Source organism: Methyloversatilis sp., from assembly GCF_965284615.1.
Classification (GTDB): Bacteria; Pseudomonadota; Gammaproteobacteria; order Burkholderiales; family Rhodocyclaceae; genus Methyloversatilis.
Genome location: NZ_OZ260098.1, coordinates 4104582 through 4122764 on the forward strand (window position 1 = coordinate 4104582; position 18183 = coordinate 4122764).

At 65.6% G+C, this 18183-nt stretch carries 21 protein-coding genes; 17 read left to right on the forward strand and 4 right to left on the reverse strand.

Annotated features, from left to right (window positions below; all coding sequences use genetic code 11):
- The first annotated feature begins 1 nt into the window (after window position 1).
- The 13 genes from ACQ66H_RS19465 to ACQ66H_RS19525 all read left to right on the forward strand — a co-directional run bounded on the left by ACQ66H_RS19465 (window position 2) and on the right by ACQ66H_RS19525 (window position 11707).
- Complete coding sequence (locus ACQ66H_RS19465) at window positions 2-1276, forward strand: HlyC/CorC family transporter (RefSeq protein WP_430435381.1); 1275 nt, start codon at window positions 2-4, stop codon at window positions 1274-1276.
- Between the two features lie 107 nt (window positions 1277-1383).
- Complete coding sequence (pilB, locus tag ACQ66H_RS19470; protein WP_430435382.1) at window positions 1384-3099, forward strand: type IV-A pilus assembly ATPase PilB; 1716 nt, start codon at window positions 1384-1386, stop codon at window positions 3097-3099.
- Between the two features lie 56 nt (window positions 3100-3155).
- Window positions 3156-4388 (forward strand): type II secretion system F family protein, encoded by a 1233-nt coding sequence (locus tag ACQ66H_RS19475; protein WP_430435383.1) that lies wholly within the window; start codon window positions 3156-3158, stop codon window positions 4386-4388.
- Window positions 4389-4398: 10 nt separating this feature from the next.
- Complete coding sequence (locus ACQ66H_RS19480) at window positions 4399-5256, forward strand: prepilin peptidase (RefSeq protein ID WP_430435384.1); 858 nt, start codon at window positions 4399-4401, stop codon at window positions 5254-5256.
- A gap of 166 nt (window positions 5257-5422) precedes the next feature.
- Window positions 5423-5728, forward strand: coding sequence for an FmdB family zinc ribbon protein (locus ACQ66H_RS19485; RefSeq protein WP_430435385.1), 306 nt, complete (start codon window positions 5423-5425; stop codon window positions 5726-5728).
- Window positions 5728-6357: a DUF502 domain-containing protein gene (locus tag ACQ66H_RS19490; protein WP_304004381.1), complete on the forward strand. Its 630-nt coding sequence runs from the start codon at window positions 5728-5730 to the stop codon at window positions 6355-6357. Before ACQ66H_RS19485 ends, ACQ66H_RS19490 begins: the two co-directional genes overlap by 1 nt.
- A gap of 40 nt (window positions 6358-6397) precedes the next feature.
- Window positions 6398-8191, forward strand: a complete 1794-nt coding sequence (gene aspS, locus ACQ66H_RS19495; RefSeq protein WP_430435386.1) for an aspartate--tRNA ligase — start codon at window positions 6398-6400, stop codon at window positions 8189-8191.
- Between the two features lie 4 nt (window positions 8192-8195).
- A complete protein-coding gene (locus ACQ66H_RS19500; protein WP_430435387.1) occupies window positions 8196-8570 on the forward strand; it encodes a ribonuclease domain-containing protein in 375 nt (124 codons plus the stop codon).
- A 3-nt stretch (window positions 8571-8573) separates the two neighbouring features.
- On the forward strand, window positions 8574-9029 hold the full coding sequence (locus tag ACQ66H_RS19505) for a barstar family protein (protein ID WP_430435388.1): 456 nt from the start codon (window positions 8574-8576) through the stop codon (window positions 9027-9029).
- Window positions 9026-9475 carry a dihydroneopterin triphosphate diphosphatase gene (nudB, locus tag ACQ66H_RS19510; RefSeq protein WP_430435389.1) on the forward strand — a complete coding sequence of 150 codons (450 nt, stop codon included), beginning with the start codon at window positions 9026-9028 and terminating at the stop codon, window positions 9473-9475. The genes ACQ66H_RS19505 and nudB overlap by 4 nt, the downstream gene beginning before the upstream one ends.
- Before the next feature lie 69 nt (window positions 9476-9544).
- The gene (locus ACQ66H_RS19515) at window positions 9545-9967 is read left to right on the forward strand and encodes an Hsp20/alpha crystallin family protein (RefSeq protein ID WP_430435390.1); all 423 of its coding nucleotides are present in this window, start codon (window positions 9545-9547) and stop codon (window positions 9965-9967) included.
- Between the two features lie 109 nt (window positions 9968-10076).
- A complete protein-coding gene (gene argB / locus ACQ66H_RS19520) occupies window positions 10077-10979 on the forward strand; it encodes an acetylglutamate kinase (protein ID WP_430435391.1) in 903 nt (300 codons plus the stop codon).
- Between the two features lie 128 nt (window positions 10980-11107).
- Window positions 11108-11707, forward strand: a complete 600-nt coding sequence (locus ACQ66H_RS19525; protein WP_430435667.1) for an HAD-IA family hydrolase — start codon at window positions 11108-11110, stop codon at window positions 11705-11707.
- On the opposite strand, the gene hemB is transcribed toward ACQ66H_RS19525, so the two are convergent.
- On the reverse strand, window positions 11694-12701 hold the full coding sequence (gene hemB / locus ACQ66H_RS19530; RefSeq protein ID WP_430435392.1) for a porphobilinogen synthase: 1008 nt from the start codon (window positions 12699-12701) through the stop codon (window positions 11694-11696). The two genes, ACQ66H_RS19525 and hemB, sit on opposite strands and share 14 nt — an antisense overlap.
- A gap of 233 nt (window positions 12702-12934) precedes the next feature.
- Window positions 12935-13561 carry a ribosome biogenesis GTP-binding protein YihA/YsxC gene (yihA, locus tag ACQ66H_RS19535; protein WP_430435393.1) on the reverse strand — a complete coding sequence of 209 codons (627 nt, stop codon included), beginning with the start codon at window positions 13559-13561 and terminating at the stop codon, window positions 12935-12937.
- Between the two features lie 108 nt (window positions 13562-13669).
- On the opposite strand from yihA, the gene ACQ66H_RS19540 reads away from it, so the two are divergent.
- On the forward strand, window positions 13670-14320 hold the full coding sequence (locus ACQ66H_RS19540; protein ID WP_430435394.1) for a c-type cytochrome: 651 nt from the start codon (window positions 13670-13672) through the stop codon (window positions 14318-14320).
- Here the strand turns inward: ACQ66H_RS19540 and ACQ66H_RS19545 are convergent.
- Entirely contained in the window at window positions 14299-15111 is an 813-nt protein-coding gene (locus ACQ66H_RS19545) for a ferritin-like domain-containing protein (protein WP_430435395.1), read from the reverse strand. The two genes, ACQ66H_RS19540 and ACQ66H_RS19545, sit on opposite strands and share 22 nt — an antisense overlap.
- 67 nt (window positions 15112-15178) lie before the next feature.
- On the opposite strand from ACQ66H_RS19545, the gene msrP reads away from it, so the two are divergent.
- The 3 genes from msrP (at window position 15179) to ACQ66H_RS19560 (ending at window position 17434) form a co-directional block, all read left to right on the forward strand.
- The gene (gene msrP, locus ACQ66H_RS19550) at window positions 15179-16135 is read left to right on the forward strand and encodes a protein-methionine-sulfoxide reductase catalytic subunit MsrP (protein ID WP_430435396.1); all 957 of its coding nucleotides are present in this window, start codon (window positions 15179-15181) and stop codon (window positions 16133-16135) included.
- Window positions 16136-16137: 2 nt separating this feature from the next.
- The gene (locus ACQ66H_RS19555) at window positions 16138-16773 is read left to right on the forward strand and encodes a sulfite oxidase heme-binding subunit YedZ (RefSeq protein ID WP_430435397.1); all 636 of its coding nucleotides are present in this window, start codon (window positions 16138-16140) and stop codon (window positions 16771-16773) included.
- A gap of 70 nt (window positions 16774-16843) precedes the next feature.
- On the forward strand, window positions 16844-17434 hold the full coding sequence (locus ACQ66H_RS19560) for a YqaA family protein (RefSeq protein WP_430435398.1): 591 nt from the start codon (window positions 16844-16846) through the stop codon (window positions 17432-17434).
- Between the two features lie 4 nt (window positions 17435-17438).
- On the opposite strand, the gene ACQ66H_RS19565 is transcribed toward ACQ66H_RS19560, so the two are convergent.
- On the reverse strand, window positions 17439-18155 hold the full coding sequence (locus ACQ66H_RS19565; protein WP_430435399.1) for a PEP-CTERM sorting domain-containing protein: 717 nt from the start codon (window positions 18153-18155) through the stop codon (window positions 17439-17441).
- Window positions 18156-18183 lie beyond the last annotated feature (28 nt).

An 18183-nucleotide genomic window follows, 5' to 3' on the forward strand; every position in this document is an offset into this window, starting at 1 on the left:
GATGGATTCGATCCCACTTTCCACCCAGCTGATCGTGCTGGGTGTGCTGCTCGTGCTGTCCGGCTTCTTCTCGATGGCCGAGACGGCGATGATGGCCTCCAACCGCTTCCGCCTGAAGGCGGCTGCCCAGAGCGGCTCGCGCGGCGCGCAGCGCGCCCTCGACCTGCTGGGGCAAACGGACAAGCTGCTCGGCGTGATCCTGCTGTTCAACAACCTGGTCAATGCCGCCGCCGCGACGCTGACCGGCGTCATCGCGATCGACCTGTTCGGCGAGGGCGAACTGGCGCTGGGACTGGGCACGCTGCTGATCACCTTCATGATCCTCGTGTTCTCGGAAATTACGCCGAAGGTCGTGGGCGCAGGCTACGCGAACGCGATCGCGCCGGTGGTGGCCTTCGTGCTGACGCCGCTGCTCAAGGTGTTCTATCCGGTGGTGTGGACGGTGAACCTGTTCGTGTCGGCGCTGCTGCGCATCACACGGCTGCAGCCGGGCAACACGGACGAGGGGCAGACGTTGTCGGCGGAGGAACTGCGCGCGCTGATGACGGAATCCGGTCACTTCATCCCGGCCGCCCACCGGCGCATCCTGATCAATCTGTTCGAACTGGAGGACGTCACGGTCGAGGACGTCATGACGCCGCGCAACCAGATCGAGGCAATTGATCTGGAGCAGCCGCTGGACGTGATCCAGCATCAGATCGCAACCAGTCATCACGGCCGCGTGCCGGTGTTCGAAGGCGACCTCGACCGCGTGCTCGGCGTGCTGCCGCAGCGACGTGTGGTCAGCGCGCTGTCGGCCGGCGAACTGGATCAGGACGAAATCCGCGGCCTGCTGACCCGGCCCTACTTCGTGCCGTCGGCGACACCGCTATACAGCCAGCTGCAGTTCTTCCAGGAGAACAGGCAACGCCTGGCGCTGGTCGTGAACGAATACGGCGAGGTCGAAGGGCTGGTCACGCTGGAAGACATCATTGAGGAAATCGTCGGCAAGTTCACCACCGGCGTACCGGGCAGCGGACAGTCGCTGAGCTGGAACGGCGACAACAGCGTCATCGTCAACGGCGGACGCAGTCTGCGCGAGCTGAACGGCAAACTCGGGCTGGCCCTGCCACTGGACGGGCCGAAGACCTTGAACGGGCTGCTGCTCGAACACCTGCAGGACATTCCGGAATCCGGTCTGTCGGTGCGGATCGGCACTGTCGCGATGGAAATCCTGCACACCGAGGACCGCATGGTGCGCAGTGTGCGTCTGTTCAAACCACAAGACGCAGCCTGAGCCGGCGCTCAAGATACGCCGGCCACAAACCGTTTACAGATCAAGCCTGAATCGTCATCATCGAAGACGACACTTCAACACCGCTCGCAGATTCCCCCTAATGCGCCATGGCCGCCACCGCTAAGAATGCACTGTCGGGTCTTGCCCGCGCGCTGGCGCAGAGCGGGCGGCTGACCGAGACCGAAGCTGAGAGCCTGACACGCGAAGGCGCGCAATCCGGCCACGGTTTCATCGCGCAACTGGTCGCCAGCGGCAAGATGAGTGCGCGCGACGCGGCCGCCTTCGCCTCGGAAACCTTCGGCTATCCGCTGCTGGACCTCGCGCAGTACGACCCGGACCAGTTCCCCGCGGACGCGATCGACAAGAAGCTGATGCGCACCCACCGTGTGCTTGCGCTGAAGAAGCGCGGCAACCGGCTGGCGGTAGCGATCGCCGATCCGTCGAACTTGCGCGCCATCGACGAAATACGCTTTCAGACCGGTCTGGCCGTGGACCCGGTCGTCGTCGAGACCGACAAGCTCGCCACCCTCGTTGACAAGCTGTCGGAAACCGTCGAGAAGACCCTGGAATCGATCGCGTCGGTCAACTTCGACTTCGACGGTGAAATGGCGCCGGAAGAGGATGCCGCCGCCAGCAACGACGCCCAGGTCGAGATCGACGACGCACCGGTGGTGCGCTTCATCCAGAAGATTCTGCTCGACGCGATCAACGAAGGCGCCTCCGACGTCCACTTCGAGCCCTACGAGAAGTACTACCGCATCCGCTACCGTACCGACGGCGTACTGCGCGAGATCACCCAGCCGCCGCTGGTGCTGCGCGAGAAGATCGCGTCGCGCATCAAGGTCATTTCCCGGCTGGACATTTCGGAGAAGCGGGTGCCGCAGGACGGCCGGATGAAATTCGTGCTGTCCAAGACCAAGGCGATCGACTTCCGCGTCAGCACGCTGCCGACCCTGCACGGCGAGAAGATCGTCATGCGTATCCTCGACCCGAGTTCGGCCATGCTGGGCATCGACGCGCTCGGTTATGAGCCCGAGCAGCGCGCCTCGCTGATGCATGCGATCGAGCGCCCCTACGGCATGATCCTGGTGACCGGCCCGACCGGTTCCGGCAAGACGGTGTCGCTGTATACCTGTCTGAACATCCTGAACAAGCCCGGCGTGAACATCTCGACCGCCGAAGATCCGGCCGAAATCAACCTGCCGGGCATCAACCAGGTCAATGTCAACGACAAGGCCGGCCTCACCTTCGCCGCCGCACTGAAGTCCTTCCTGCGGCAGGATCCGGACGTGATCATGGTCGGTGAAATCCGCGACCTCGAAACGGCCGAAATTTCGATCAAGGCGGCACAGACCGGTCACCTGGTGCTGTCAACGCTGCACACCAACGACGCCCCGACCACGCTGGATCGCATGCGCAACATGGGCATCGCCGCCTTCAACATTGCGTCCAGCGTCATTTTGATCACTGCCCAGCGGCTGGCGCGCCGGCTATGCTCCTGCAAGCAGCCGATGGACATTCCGGTCGAAGCGCTGCTGGAGGCCGGATTCACCGAAGCGGACCTCGACGGCAGCTGGCAACCCTATGCACCGGTCGGCTGCGAGCGCTGCAAGGGCAGCGGCTACAAGGGTCGGGTCGGCATCTATCAGGTGATGCCGATCTCCGACGAGATTGCGCATATCATCATGACCAACGGCAATTCGATCGACATTGCCGCGCAGGCACGCCGCGAGGGCGTCAAGGACCTGCGCCAGTCCGGTCTGCTGAAGGTCAGGCAGGGCGTCACTTCGCTGGCTGAAGTGCTCGCCTGCACCAACGAATGAGCGACGCCGCGCGCGGCGTCGCCGCATGAGCGGACTTACCCCGCAAGGAGCTTGATTTGGCCACCGCAACCCGCCCCGTACGCAAGGACAGCGGTTCCAAGGAAACGGTCTTCAACTGGGAAGGCAAGGACAAGAGCGGCAAGCTGGTGCGCGGGGAGATGCGCGCCGGCGGCGAAGCCATGGTCCAGGCCACGCTGCGTCGCCAGGGCATCCTGGTCACCAAGGTCAAGAAGCGCAGCTTCGGCCGCGGCGGCAAGGTGACCGAAAAGGACATCACGCTGTTCACCCGGCAACTGGCGACGATGATGAAGGCCGGTGTGCCGCTGCTGCAGGCCTTCGACATCGTCGGCAAGGGCGCCGGCAACCGGGCGGTATCGAAGCTGCTGGGCGACATCCGGCTCGAAGTCGAGTCCGGCTCCAGCCTGAACCAGGCTTTCCGCAAGTATCCGCAGCACTTCGACCAGCTGTTCTGCAACCTCGTTGCCGCAGGTGAGCAGGCCGGTATTCTTGACGGCCTGCTCGATCGCCTCGCCACGTATCGCGAAAAGATCCTGGCGATCAAAGGCAAGATCAAGTCGGCGATGTTCTATCCGATCGCGGTCATCGTGGTCGCCATCGTGATCACCGCGGTGATCATGATTTTCGTCATTCCGGAGTTCAAGAAGGTGTTCTCGAGCTTCGGTGCCGATCTGCCGGCGCCGACGTTGTTCGTCATCGCGATATCGGACGCCTTCGTCGAGTACTCTTGGCTGATCTTCGGCGGGGCCTTCGCGGCAATCAGCGCATTCTTCTACATGCTGAAGCGATCGGTACCCCTGCAGATCGCCGTTGACCGCCTGTCGCTCAAACTGCCTGTCCTCGGCGAGATTCTGCGCAAGGCCACGATCGCGCGCTGGGCGCGCACCTTGTCAACGATGTTCGCCGCCGGCGTGCCGCTGGTCGAGGCACTCGATTCGGTGGGCGGCGCGGCCGGCAACCATATCTACAAGATGGCCACGCGGCAGATCCAGAACGAGGTCAGCACCGGCACCAGTTTGACCGTCGCGATGCAGAACACCAATGTGTTCCCGGTCATGGTGATCCAGATGGCGTCGATCGGCGAGGAATCCGGTCAGCTCGATTCGATGCTGTCCAAGGTGGCCGACTTCTTCGAACAGGAGGTCAACGATTCGGTCAACGCGCTGTCCAGCCTGCTCGAACCCATCATCATGGTGGTGCTCGGCACGCTGATCGGCGGTCTGGTGGTCGCCATGTACCTCCCGATCTTCAAGGTCGCCCAGTCGGTCTGACAGCGGAATCGTGAGCGGACTTGAATCGCTGGCCGGGAGCGGCCTGCTGCTGCCGCTGGTCGGCCTGCTCGGTCTGGCCGTCGGCAGCTTCCTGAACGTGGTGATCCTTCGCCTGCCGATCATGATGGAGCGGGAGTGGGCGGCACAGTGCGCCGATCTGCGCAACGAGCCGGCGCCGGTGTTCGACGCGCTGTCGCTGCTGGCGCCGCGCTCGCGCTGTCCCAAGTGCGGCCACAGGATCGGCGCGCTGGAAAACATCCCGGTGCTGTCCTGGCTGCTGCTGCGCGGCCGGTGCCGAGGCTGCGGCACCGGCATCGGTGTCCGCTATCCGCTGGTCGAACTGCTGACCGGGCTGCTGAGCCTGGCCTGTGCCTGGACATTCGGACCGACACTGCTGCTCATCGGCGCACTGGCCCTCGTATGGGCGCTGATCGCGCTCACCTTCATCGACCTCGATACACAGTTGCTGCCGGACAGCATCACGCTGCCGCTGATCTGGGCCGGACTGCTGCTCAATCTGGTCGGCGGCTTCACCGATCTGCACTCGGCCGTCGTCGGTGCCATTGCCGGCTATCTGGTGCTGTGGAGCGTTTACTGGGCGTTCAAGCTGGCCACCGGCAAGGAGGGCATGGGCTACGGCGACTTCAAGCTGCTGTCCGCGCTCGGTGCTTTTCTCGGCTGGCAGATGCTGCCCGTGATCATCCTGCTGTCGTCGCTGGTCGGCGCCGTGGTCGGCATCGCACTGATCGTGCTGCGTTCGCACGGCCGCGACGTGCCGATTCCGTTCGGGCCCTATCTGGCCGCCGCCGGCGTGATCGCGCTGTTCTTCGGCGCCACGATCAACCGCACCTATCTGGGGCTGATGTAGGCATCTGCCGGGGCTTGAATCCCCAGAATGGGCGCCCCATTTCCGAAGCGCAGCGTCCGTTTCGCGCACCCGCTCCCGCCACGTGGGGGGCCGGCGATTTCCTGGCGCGAAATGTGCATGTGCAACAATGCCTTAGTCTATAATTTCGCGTTTTCTGGAGCTCGACATGCCGATCTACGGTTACCGCTGCTCGTCCTGCGGTTTTGAAAAGGACGTGATGCAGAAGATCAGCGCCGCGCCGCTGACCGATTGCCCGTCCTGCGGCGCATCGACCTTCACCAAGCAACTGTCCGCAGCCGGCTTCCAGCTCAAGGGCAGTGGCTGGTACGCCACTGACTTCAAGGGCGGCGGCTCGGGCAACAGCACAACGACGCCGAAGGCGGACACGTCCGCATCGACGGCATCCTCCTCGTCAGGCGACAGTGCTGCCGCGCCCTCGACGCCCTGTGGCGGCTCCTGCGCCTGCCATTGATGAAGCGTTACTTCATCACCGGTCTGCTGATCTGGATTCCGTTGGCCATCACGATCTGGGTGCTGGCCTGGATACTGGGCACGCTGGACCAGACCATGCTGCTGGTGCCCTGGCAGTGGCGACCGGCCCAGCTGTTCGGCTTCGACGTGCCGGGCCTGGGCGTCATCCTGACCGTGCTCATCATCGTGGTCAGCGGCGTCATCGGCCACAACATCATCGGCCAGCGCCTGCTGCGTTACTGGGAAGGGCTGCTGTCGCGCATCCCGGTCGTGAAGTCGATCTACAACGGCGTGAAGCAGGTGTCGGACACGCTGTTCTCCAGCTCCGGCGAAGCCTTCCGCAAGGCGCTGCTGGTCCAGTACCCGCGCGAGGGCAGCTGGACCATCGCCTTCCTGACCGGTCAGCCGGGCGGGGACGTGGTCAATCACCTGCCCGACCACGTCAGCGTCTACGTGCCGACCACGCCCAACCCGACCTCGGGCTTCTTCCTGATGCTGCCGCGCAGCGACGTGATCGAGCTCGACATGACGGTGGACGAAGCACTCAAGTACATCGTGTCGATGGGCGTCGTCCCGCCGGCCAGAAAACCGAAACCGCATGCGGCCGTCGTGCCCGCACTCGACAACTGAACCGGGGTTTTCCGACCCCGCACTTTCCCGGAATCACACCATGCGCACGCAATACTGCGGCCTGCTCGACGCGGGCTACCTCGACCAGACCGTCACCCTGTTCGGCTGGGCTCACCGTCGCCGCGACCACGGTGGGGTCATCTTCATCGACCTGCGCGACCGCGAAGGTCTGGTGCAGGTGGTGTGTGACCCGGACCGCGCGGAAACCTTTGCCGTGGCGGAGTCGGTGCGCAACGAGTTCTGCCTGAAGGTGACCGGTCGCGTGCGCCGTCGCCCGGAAGGCACGACCAACGCCAACCTGGTGTCGGGCGAGATCGAAGTGCTGGCCCATGAAGTCGAGGTGCTGAACGCCTCGGTCACGCCGCCCTTTCCGCTGGACGACGACAACCTGTCGGAAACCGTGCGCCTGACCCACCGCGTGATCGACCTGCGTCGCCCGGCGATGCAGAAGAACATGATGCTGCGCTACAAGACGGCGATGGCCTTCCGCCGCTTCCTCGACGGCAAGGGCTTCATCGACATCGAAACGCCGATGCTCACCAAGAGCACGCCCGAAGGCGCGCGTGACTATCTGGTGCCCAGCCGCGTGCACGACGGCCAGTTCTTCGCGCTGCCGCAGTCGCCGCAGCTGTTCAAGCAGCTGTTGATGGTGGCCGGCTACGACCGCTACTACCAGATCACCAAGTGCTTCCGTGACGAGGATCTGCGCGCCGACCGCCAGCCGGAATTCACCCAGGTCGATATCGAAACCAGCTTCCTGACCGAGCACGAAATCACCGCGATGATGGAAGACATGATCCGCTATGTCTTCAAGGAAGCGCTGTCGGTTGACCTGCCCGCGCCCTTCCCGCGCATGACCTACGCCGAGGCGATGAGCCGCTTCGGTTCGGACAAGCCGGATCTGCGCGTGACGCTGGAGCTGGTGGACGTCGCCGACGCGGTCAAGGATGTCGCCTTCAAGGTGTTCTCCGGCCCGGCCAACGACCCGGCCTGCCGCGTCACTGCGCTGCGCGTGCCCGGCGGGGCCTCGCTGTCGCGCGGCGAAATCGACGGCTACACCGAATTCGTCAAGATCTACGGCGCCAAGGGCCTGGCCTACATCAAGGTCAATGACGTCAGCAAGCTGAACGAAGAAGGCCTGCAGTCGCCCATCGTCAAGAACCTGAGCCCCGAGTCGCTGGCCGCCATCATGGCCCGTACCGGCGCGCAGAGCGGCGACGTGATCTTCTTCGGTTCCGACAAGGCCAAGGTGGTGTCCGACGCGCTCGGCGCGCTGCGCCTGAAGATCGGTCACGAGAAGGGCTATGTGACCGGCGATGCCTGGCGCCCGCTGTGGGTGGTCGACTTCCCGATGTTCGAGTACGACGAGGACGAAAAGCGCTGGAACGCCTGCCACCACCCCTTCACCAGCCCGAAAGACGAGCACATCGCGCTGCTGAAGACCGATCCGGGCAAGTGTCTGGCCAAGGCCTACGACCTGGCGCTGAACGGCTGGGAAATCGGCGGCGGTTCGGTGCGTATCCACCAGGCCTCGGTACAGGAAACCGTGTTCGAAGCGCTCAACATCGGTCCGGAAGAACAGCAGCTCAAGTTCGGCTTCCTGCTCGACGCGCTGAAGTACGGCGCGCCGCCGCACGGCGGTCTGGCTTTCGGTCTGGACCGCATTGTCACGATGATGACCGGCGCCGAGTCGATCCGCGACGTGATCGCCTTCCCCAAGACCCAGCGCGCCCAGTGTCTGCTGACCCAGGCACCGAGCCCGGTGGACGAGCGTCAGCTGCGCGAACTGCACATCAAGCTGCGCAATACGCCGAAGGCCGACGCCGGCGCCTGAGTCCGTGACGACCCGCCTGCTCCCGGCGCCACTGCTGGCGCCGATCCTGGCCCTGTGGCTGTTGCTGACCGGCTTCGCCTCGCCCGAGGTGGAGCTGGCGCAACTGCCGCCGGAAGCGGCGCAGACGCTGGCGCTGATCCGCCAGGGCGGACCTTTCCCATACAACCGTGACGGCGTCGTGTTCCACAATCGCGAACGCCGTCTGCCGATGCAGAAGCGCGGCTATTACCGCGAATACACGGTGCCCACGCCCGGCCTGAACCACCGCGGCGCCAGTCGCATCGTCGCTGGCAGCGGCGTTGACGGCGACGTGCGCAATTCGGGCGAATACTGGTACACGGCGGATCACTACCGCAGCTTCCGCCGCATCAAGGAATGAACGATGTCCGCACTGCCCCCTGATTCAATGCAGTCCCGCCTCGGCGACGCCGCCCGCAGCGGCGTGTTTTCCGCCCAGCCGACCGCCGCCGCGCGCGCCGCGCGATTCGCCGAACCGGCTGGCCTGCTGCTGATCGGCCTCGACCTGAAGGACAGCCGCGACCAGGCGTCGCTGCTGCAGCTGTTCGCCGAAACGATGGGCTTTCCCGACACCTTCGGCCACAACCTCGACGCGCTCGGCGACTGCCTCGGCGACCTGTCGTGGTTACCGGAAAGCCGCGGCTACCTGCTGCATCTGAGCAACTGCGCCAAGCCGGTCGAGCGCTGCAAGGGCGATTTCGACGCGCTGGTCGCCGTGCTGAACGACGCCGCCGACGAGTGGCGCGGCCGCGGCACGCCGTTCTGGGTGCTGATCGACCAGCCGCACACGCGTGCCCGCCCCTTCATGGCCAGCGCATGAAGCGGCCGCAGTCGGTCCTGGTGCTGATCCACAGCGACGACGGCGACATCCTGCTGATCGAGCGGGCGAAGCACCCGGGCTACTGGCAGTCGGTGACCGGCAGCATCGAGTCCGGCGAAACGCCGGAACGGGCGGCGCAACGTGAAGTCGAGGAAGAGACCGGCATCGTCGCACCAGCCGAAGCTTTCGACCGCTGGCATCACAGCAGCCGCTTCGAAATCTATCCGATCTGGCGCCATCGCTATCCGCCCGGCGTCACCCATAACACCGAGCACGCCTTCAGCCTCTGCGTGCCGCGCGACACGCCGATCCGGCTGGCGCCGGACGAGCACCGCGACTGGCGCTGGCTGCCCTGGCGCGAGGCGCTCGATGCGGTGTTTTCGTGGACCAACCGCGATGCGATCCGGATGTTGACCCAGCGCAAGCGCCTGAACAGGCGGTCTTGAAATCGGTTTTTTCCAACCCTAGTTTGGGTGTACGCGGATACCCGCACCCGACATGGAAAGGACGAAACGATGAATCAAGTGACCCGCTGGGATCCTTTTGAAAACCTGTTCAAGGACTTTCGCGGCCTCGTGCTGCAGCCGGTCGATCTCGCCAACAACCCCGACGTGCCGGCACTCAAGGTTGACGTGAAGGAAGACAAGGACGCCTACACCGTGCACGCCGACCTGCCGGGCGTGGCCAAGGACGACATCCACGTGAACATCGAAGGGGCGGTAGTGTCGATCAGCGCCGAAAAGAAGCGCACGGTGGAGAACAAGGAAGGCGAGCGTGTGCTGCGTTCCGAGCGCCACTACGGCAAGGTGTCGCGCAGCTTCCAGCTCGGCCAGGACATCGACGAAGCCCGGGCCCAGGCCCGTTTCGCCGACGGCGTGCTGGAACTGACACTGCCGAAGAAGGTTGTCGCCGCCTCGAAGAAGCTCACCATCCAGTAAGCCGTTTGCACCCCGGCAAAAGCGGACACCCTGCCGGTGTCCGCTTTTTGTTTGTGCGGTGCAAGGCTAGAATCCGGCCTCATCCTTACACCTCGCCCGAGCCCGGAAAATGCCCCTGACCTCTGACCTCACCTCCGGTATCACGCCGCACGCCAAGGCCGCGGTGCTGTCCGAGGCGCTGCCCTACATCCGCCGATTCCAGGACCGCACCATCGTCGTGAAATACGGCGGCAACGCGATGACTGACCCGGCGCTGAAACTGGGCTTCGCACGCGACGTGACGCTGCTCAAGCTGGTCGGCATGAACCCGGTGGTGGTGCACGGCGGCGGCCCGCAGATCGACGACCTGCTCAAGCGCGTCGGCAAGCAGGGCACCTTCATCCAGGGCATGCGCGTCACCGACGAAGAAACGATGGACATCGTCGAAATGGTGCTCGGCGGTCATGTGAACAAGGACATCGTGAACCTGATCAACCAGGCCGGCGGCAAGGCCGTGGGCCTGACCGGTCAGGACGGCTCCTTCATCCGCGCCACCAAGCTGATGATGCCGAACAAGGACAAGCCGGACGAAATGCTGGACATCGGCCTGGTCGGCGACATCGTGTCGATCGATCCGACCATCATCAACTTCCTCGACAGCGGCGACTTCATCCCGGTGATTGCGCCGATCGGCGTCGGCCCGGACGGTGAGAGCTACAACATCAACGCCGACGTGGTCGCCGGCAAGCTGGCGGAGATCCTGAAGGCGGAAAAGCTGGTGCTGCTCACCAACACGCCGGGCGTGCTCGACAAGGAAGGCAACCTGCTGACCGGCATCACGCCGCGCGACGTCAACGCGATGATCGCCGACGGCACGCTGTCCGGCGGCATGCTGCCGAAGATCGGCTCAGCACTGGACGCGGCGCGCAGCGGCGTCAAGAGCGTGCACATCATCGACGGCCGCGTGCCGAACGCGCTGCTGCTCGAAGTGCTGACCGACGACGGCGTCGGCACGCTGATCAAGAGCAAGTGAACGTGCCCCCTGGGCCGGGCGACGCCCGGCCCGTCCCCCGGAGGGGGTAAAACATCAGCCACCCGATTCACGCGCGACGCTCGGACACGGGCAGACAGCCGGTCTGGATCTTCGATCTGGACAACACGCTGCACGACGCCAACCCGCACGTCTTTCCGCATCTGAACCGGGCGATGACCGCATGGTTGATGACGGAGCTGGGGCTGGCGCACGCCGAGGCCGACCATCTGCGCGAGCACTACTGGCATCGCTACGGCGCCACGCTGCTCGGCCTGATGCGGCACCACGGCACCCGCCCCGCACACTTCCTGCACGGAACGCACGACGTCGAGGCACTGCGCCCGGGCATCGTGTTCGACCGCGCGCTGCTGCACGTACTGCGCCGCCTGCCCGGCCGCAAGATCGTGTTCACCAACGGCCCACTGCACTACGCCGAAGCGGTGCTCGACGTGATGGGCATGAGCGCGCTGTTCGACGGCATCCACGCGATCGAGCACTCGCGCTATGCGCCGAAGCCGCGGCTGAAGGGCTTCCTGCACCTTCTGCGCGACTACCGGCTCACCGCTTCACGCTGCATCATGGTCGAGGATACGGCGACCAATCTGCGCACCGCCAAGCAGCTGGGCATGCGCACCGTGTGGATCAGCCGCGATGCAGCCCATCACGGCTACGTCGATCTGCGGCTGAGTTCGGCGCTGCAACTGCGCCGCGCGCTCAGGCTTCTTTGAGCCAGCGCGCCGCGTCCAGCGCGTAATAGGTGAGGATGCCGTCGGCGCCGGCGCGCTTGAAGGCGAGCAGCGCTTCCATCGCGGTGGCGCGCTCATCCAGCCAGCCATTGGCCACCGCCGCCTTCAGCATCGCGTACTCGCCGCTCACCTGATAGGCGTAGGTGGGCACCCCCAGTTCGCCCTTCACCCGGCGCACGATGTCGAGGTAGGGCATGCCCGGTTTCACCATCACCATGTCCGCACCCTCGGCGATGTCGAGCGCGACTTCGCGGATCGCCTCGTCGCTGTTCGCCGGGTCCATCTGGTAAGTGTATTTGTTGCCCTTGCCGAGGTTGCCGGCCGAGCCAACCGCGTCGCGGAAAGGGCCGTAGAAGGCCGACGCGTACTTCGCCGAGTAGGCGAGGATGCGGGTGTGGATCAACTGATGCGCGTCCAGTTCGAAGCGGATGCGGCCGACACGGCCGTCCATCATGTCGGATGGCGCCACCACGTCGGCGCCGGCCTGGGCGTGGCACAGCGCCTGTTTCGCCAGCGCCTCCAGCGTTTCGTCGTTCATGACGTAGCCGGAGGCATCGATCAGACCGTCCTGACCGTGCGATGTGTAGGGGTCGAGCGCAACGTCGGTGATCACGCCCAGTTCGGGAAAGCGCTGCTTCAGCGCACGCACGGTGCGCGGCACCAGACCTTCCGGGTTCCACGCTTCGGCCGCGTCGTCGGTCTTCAGGCCGGCGTCGATGACCGGGAACAGCGCCAGCGCCGGCACGCCCAGCGCCACCGCCTGTTCGGCCACGCCGAGCAGCAGATCGATGCTGACCCGATTGACGCCCGGCATCGACGCCACCGCCTCGCTGCGGCTCGGCCCGTCGAGCACGAACACCGGGTAGATGAGGTCGTCGGCGCTGAGGCGGTTCTCGCGCATCAGGCGGCGCGAAAAGTCGTCGCGGCGCATGCGGCGCATGCGGGTCGAGGGGAAGTGGCTGGCGGAAGAGGACATCGTCTGGACCTGCGAAAACGGAAGCCGCGATGATAGTACGCGGCGCCCTCCCGCTCGCTCCGGCGCCACTTCAATTCGCGCACGAAGAGAACGGAACTTTGAAAAAGCGCCCCCGGTCAGAGCGTGCGACGGTGCGAGCCGTCACCCGCTTCACCTCCCTGAGCGGGTGCCTTGCGTGCGAGGCGTTTCGAGCCCACGGCTTCATCCCCTTTAGCCGTGGGCTTTTTCTTTTTTCAGGCCGCGGACGTGTCCGGCGGTGGTAGTGCCGCGCTCAGCCAGGGCGCGACCACCTGCTCGACCTCGTCTACGCCGGTCTTCTTCAGGCTGGAGAACAGTTGCACCGTCACTTGCTCACCCATGCCCGAAAGCTGGCGACGCACATCGGCCAGCGTGGCCGCCTGTGCGCTGCGCGTGAGCTTGTCGGCCTTGGTGAGCAGCACGTGCATCGGCTTTCCGCTCTGCGAGAACCACTGGATCATGTTCCAGTCGAGTTCGGTGAACGGGTGACGCGAATCCATGATGAGCACCAGCCCGACCAGGCTCTCGCGCTCCTTCAGATAGCGCTCGATCAGCCCCGCCCAGGCGCGACGCACCTCGACCGGCACCTGGGCGAAGCCGTAGCCCGGCAGATCGACCAGGAAGCCGCCCTTGACCAGCTTGAAGTAATTGATCAGCTGGGTGCGGCCCGGCGTCTTGCTGACGAAGGCCAGCCGCGTGTGACCGACCAGCGTGTTGATCGCACTGGATTTGCCGGCGTTCGAACGCCCGGCGAAAGCGATCTCCGGGCCGATGGGCGCTGGCAGGCCGGATGGCTTGGCAACGGAGATATGGAAGGAGGCGCCGCGGAAGAGAGAGGACAAATCAGAATCGCGCAATGCGCGCCCGGGAAAACACGGTAAAATGAGGAGTTTAGCGTATCACCGAAATTTTCCCGGACCTTTGCCCGGCATCACCGCTCAAGGAAAGTCATGCGCCACCTCACCGCTCTTGGTTTCGCCCTGTCCCTGACCCTCGTTTCGGCCAGCGCGCTGGCCTCCGAAGAAAAAGCAGCCCCGAAGGCCGACGCAGCCGCGGGCAAGACCATTGCCACCCAGGTGTGTGCAGCCTGTCATGGCGCCGATGGCAACAGCGCCATCCCGGCCAATCCGAAGCTCGCCGGCCAGCACCCGGAATACCTGTACAAGCAGCTGATGAACTTCAAGGCCAAGGACGGCAAGCCGGCCGAGCGCGTCAATGGCGTGATGGCCGGCATGGTGGCCGGCCTGTCCGATCAGGACATGCGCAACCTCGCCGCCTACTACGCCAGCCAGAAGCCGACCGGCGGCGAAGCCAAGGGCTCGCGTGAAAGCATCGAACTGGGTCAGAAGCTGTGGCGCGGTGGCGACCAGAGCAAGGGCTTGCCCGCCTGTGCCGGCTGTCACGGCCCGGCTGGCGCCGGCCTGCCGGCGCAGTACCCGCGCATCGCCGGTCAGCATGCCGACTACACCGAAGCGCAGCTGAAGACCTTCCGCGTCGGCGAACGCGCCAACGATCCGGCCAAGATGATGCGCATGATCGCGGTGAAGATGACCGACGCCGAAATCAAGGCGGTGGCCGACTACGCAGCCGGCCTGCGCTGATTCGCCAGCGTTTCGATCTCGCTCTCGGAAAAGCCCGCCTCCAGGCGGGCTTTTTCGTTGACCGGCGGCTGCAGCCGCGGCGCATCGAACGCGTTGAAAAGGTGCAGGAAGGTCGCCTCCGGCGCCAGCCCGCGCTGCGCGCACAGGTGACGGAACCAGCGGTCACCGACCGCCACGTGGGTGATCTCGTCGCTCAGCACGATGTCCAGGATGTCCAGCGCCGCCTGATCGCCGATCGCGCGCAGCTTGGCCATGATGGGCGGCGTGGCGTCCAGCCCGCGCGCTTCGAGCACGCGCGGCACCAGCGCCATGCGCACCAGCGCATCATGCGCGGTGCGGCGCGCCATGTCCCACAGACCGGCGTGCGCCGGAAAGTCGCCGTAGTCGTAGCCCAGCGTGCGCAGGTGGGTACGCAGCAGACCGAAGTGGCGCGCCTCGTCGGCGGCGACGCGCAGCCAGTCGCCCAGAAAGTCGTCCGGCAGATCGCGGAAGCGCCAGGCGGCATCGAGCGCCAGATTGATGGCGGTGAATTCGATGTGGCAGATGGCGTGAATCATCGCGCCGTGACCCTCGCGGCTGCCGATGCGGCGCGAGCGCAGGGCCGACGGTTCGACCAGTTCAGGCCTGGTCGGCCGGCCCGCGTCGTCGATCGCATGCGGCGGGGCGGCCGCCCGGTCGAAGGCGCCGCCGGCCTGCCAGTCGCGCCACAGGCTCGCCACCTGCGCACACTTCTCGTCGGGGTCGGCGCACACCAGCGCCGCGTGCAGCGCGTCGAAAATCTTTCTGCTCATTTGCGGTCTTCGGTAAGGTCTGGCGACCTGACACGGTCTGCACAGACATGAAGCCAGGAGTGTACCCATGCTGATCAAACGCCAGACGGACATCGTGCCGTCGGAAATCACCCCGCGCGCGCTGTTCGACAGCCGGCGCGACTTCATCCGCGCTGCCGGTCTGGGTGTCGGCGCCGCGCTGATCGGCGCCGGCCTGCCGGGCGAGGCGCGCGCCGCCGGCTACGGCGGTCAGTCGCTCGGACCGCTGCTGAAAAGCCCGCTGTCAACCGACGAGAAGCTGAACGACTACAAGGACATCACCAGCTACTGCAATTTCTACGAGTTCGGCACCGACAAGAGCGACCCGTCGCGCAACGCGCACCGCATGTTGACCCGACCTTGGACGGTGAGCATCGACGGCATGGTGCAGAAGCCGAAGACGCTGGCGATCGAGGACGTGCTGAAGCTGGCGCCGCTGGAAGAGCGCATCTACCGGCTGCGCTGCGTCGAGGCGTGGTCCATGGTGGTGCCCTGGGTCGGTCTGCCGCTGTCGGCGCTGCTGAAACAGGTCGAGCCGCTCGGCGGCGCGAAATACGTCGAGTTCACCACGCTGGCCGATCCGAAAACCATGCCCGGCGTGCGCAGCGCCGTGCTCGACTGGCCCTATGTCGAGGGCCTGCGCATCGACGAAGCCATGCACCCGCTGACGCTGCTGGCGGTCGGCCTGTACGGCGAGGTGCTGCCGAACCAGAACGGCGCGCCGATGCGCCTGGTCGTACCATGGAAGTACGGCTTCAAGAGCGCGAAATCGATCGTGAAGATCCGCTTTACCGACAAGGAGCCGGTCAGTTCCTGGACCCGCGCCGCCGCGCGCGAGTACGGCTTCTATTCGAACGTGAATCCGGAGGTCGATCACCCGCGCTGGAGCCAGGCACGCGAGCGGCGCATCGGCGAATTCACCAAGCGCAAGACGCTCATGTTCAACGGCTACGGCGAGCAAGTAGCGTCGCTGTACGCCGGCATGGATCTGAAGAAGCACTTCTGACGATGCGCGAGCGCGCCTTCAGCCCCGACCGTGTGCAGTTCGCCTGGATCTGGCGCGCGGTCTGGGCGGCCTGCCTGCTGCCGCTCGCGCTGCTGGTCGCGGGCGGTCTGCGCGACGCGCTGGGCGCCAATCCGATCGAGTACATCACTCGCGCCACCGGCGACTGGACACTGCGCCTGCTGCTGCTCACGCTGGCGGTGACGCCGCTGCGCCAGCTCACCGGCTGGCACTGGCTGGTGCGACTGCGCCGCACGCTGGGCCTGTACGCCTTCTTCTACGGCTGCCTTCACCTCACGACCTATGTCTGGCTGGACCAGTTCTTCGACTGGCCGGGCATCGTCGCGGACATCGCCAAGCGCCCCTTCGTCACGCTGGGCTTCGCCGCCTTCGTGCTCATGCTGCCGCTGGCGATCACCTCGACCAACGGCATGATCCGGCGCCTCGGCGGCCGCAGCTGGCAGCGCCTGCACCGCGCCGTCTACGCGGTCGGTGTGCTCGGTGTCGCGCACTACTGGTGGCTGGTGAAGAAGGACCTGACCGAACCCATCGCGTACGCGTTCGTGCTGGCCACGCTGTTCGCGTTGCGCCTGTGGCACGGCCGCCGCATGCGGCGCACGCTGGAAGCGCAGGCCGCCTGAGGCGGATGCACGGCGGCCGCCCGCCGGGCGCCGGTATCATGGCGCCCGATCCTTACACGGAACGTTCCGGGTGAACATCTTCTCTCCGCTGTACGCACGCGCCATGCAGTGGGCGCGCCACCGTCGCGCGCCCTGGTTCCTCGGCGCGATGAGCTTCGCCGAGTCGTCCTTCTTTCCGATCCCGCCCGACGTGATGCTGGCGCCGATGAGCATGGCGGCGCCGCGGCGCGCGATGTTCTACGCGCTGATCACCACACTCACCTCTGTGGCTGGCGGCCTGTTCGGCTACCTGATCGGCGCCTTCGCCTTCGACCTGATCGAGCCATGGCTGCGCGACAGCCGCTACTGGGCCAGCTACGAAACCGCGCAGCAGTGGTTCGGCGACTGGGGCTTCTGGGCCATTTTCGTCGCCGGCTTCTCGCCGATTCCGTACAAGGTATTCACCATCGCCGCCGGCGCCATCTCGATGGCGCTGCTGCCTTTCACGCTGGCCTCCATCATCGGCCGTGGCGCGCGCTTCTTCCTGGTGGCCGGGTTGATGGCCTGGGGCGGGGAAAGGATGGAGGCGACGCTGCACCGCTACATTGATCGCCTCGGCTGGGCCACCGTGCTGCTGGTGGTGATCGGCGCAGCGGCCTGGAAGATGACGCGCGGCGCCTGAGCGCTCAGATGCGACGGCGGGCGCTGGTGACGATGACGCCGAGGCCGCCGAGCAGCAGCGCCCAGCCCGACGGCTCGGGTACCGGCGTGATGCTCAGGTTGTCGATCGCCAGCGCGCTGGTCGCCGTGTAGTCGCCGACATCGACGATGCCGAAACCGAGGCGGACCGCACCCGACTGCGTGAACACGTATTCGAAGGTGAACAGGTTGCTCTCGCGACGGAGAGGCGTGGTCGGCGGGAAGGGCGCGTCCGACTCGTCGGCGATGCGGATGACCTGATCGCCGACCAGCAGGAAAGCGTAATCCGGCAGCGGATCGACATAGGGCTCGGAGGTGGCGAACAGCCAGTCGAAACGCAGCGTATCGCCGGCGCTCACCGTCAGTTCGCGCCACATCGCCGAACCTTCGTAGGCGAAGCCGTCGGCAGTATCGAGAGCCCCGGGAGCGAGACCGATGCGGCTTTCCAGCCCGTCGGCGACGCCGACCTCGACCGCAGTGATGCCGGAGAAATTGAATACGCCGGCCGGCAGCGGATCGTCGTCCACCTCGGTCAGCGAGGCGGTGGTCAGGATGTAGCCACCCTGGTTGGACACGTCGCCGGCAGTGGACCAGCCGTTCAGGTCGCCTTCGAAGCCATCCGAAAAGGCGGCTGCGCTGGCGGCGCCGCTCACCAGCACGAGGCCGGCCGTCATCAGGCTGCGCACGAGGGCGTGGGTTTTCATGGTGTGTCTCCGGCGGGTATTCGGGAAA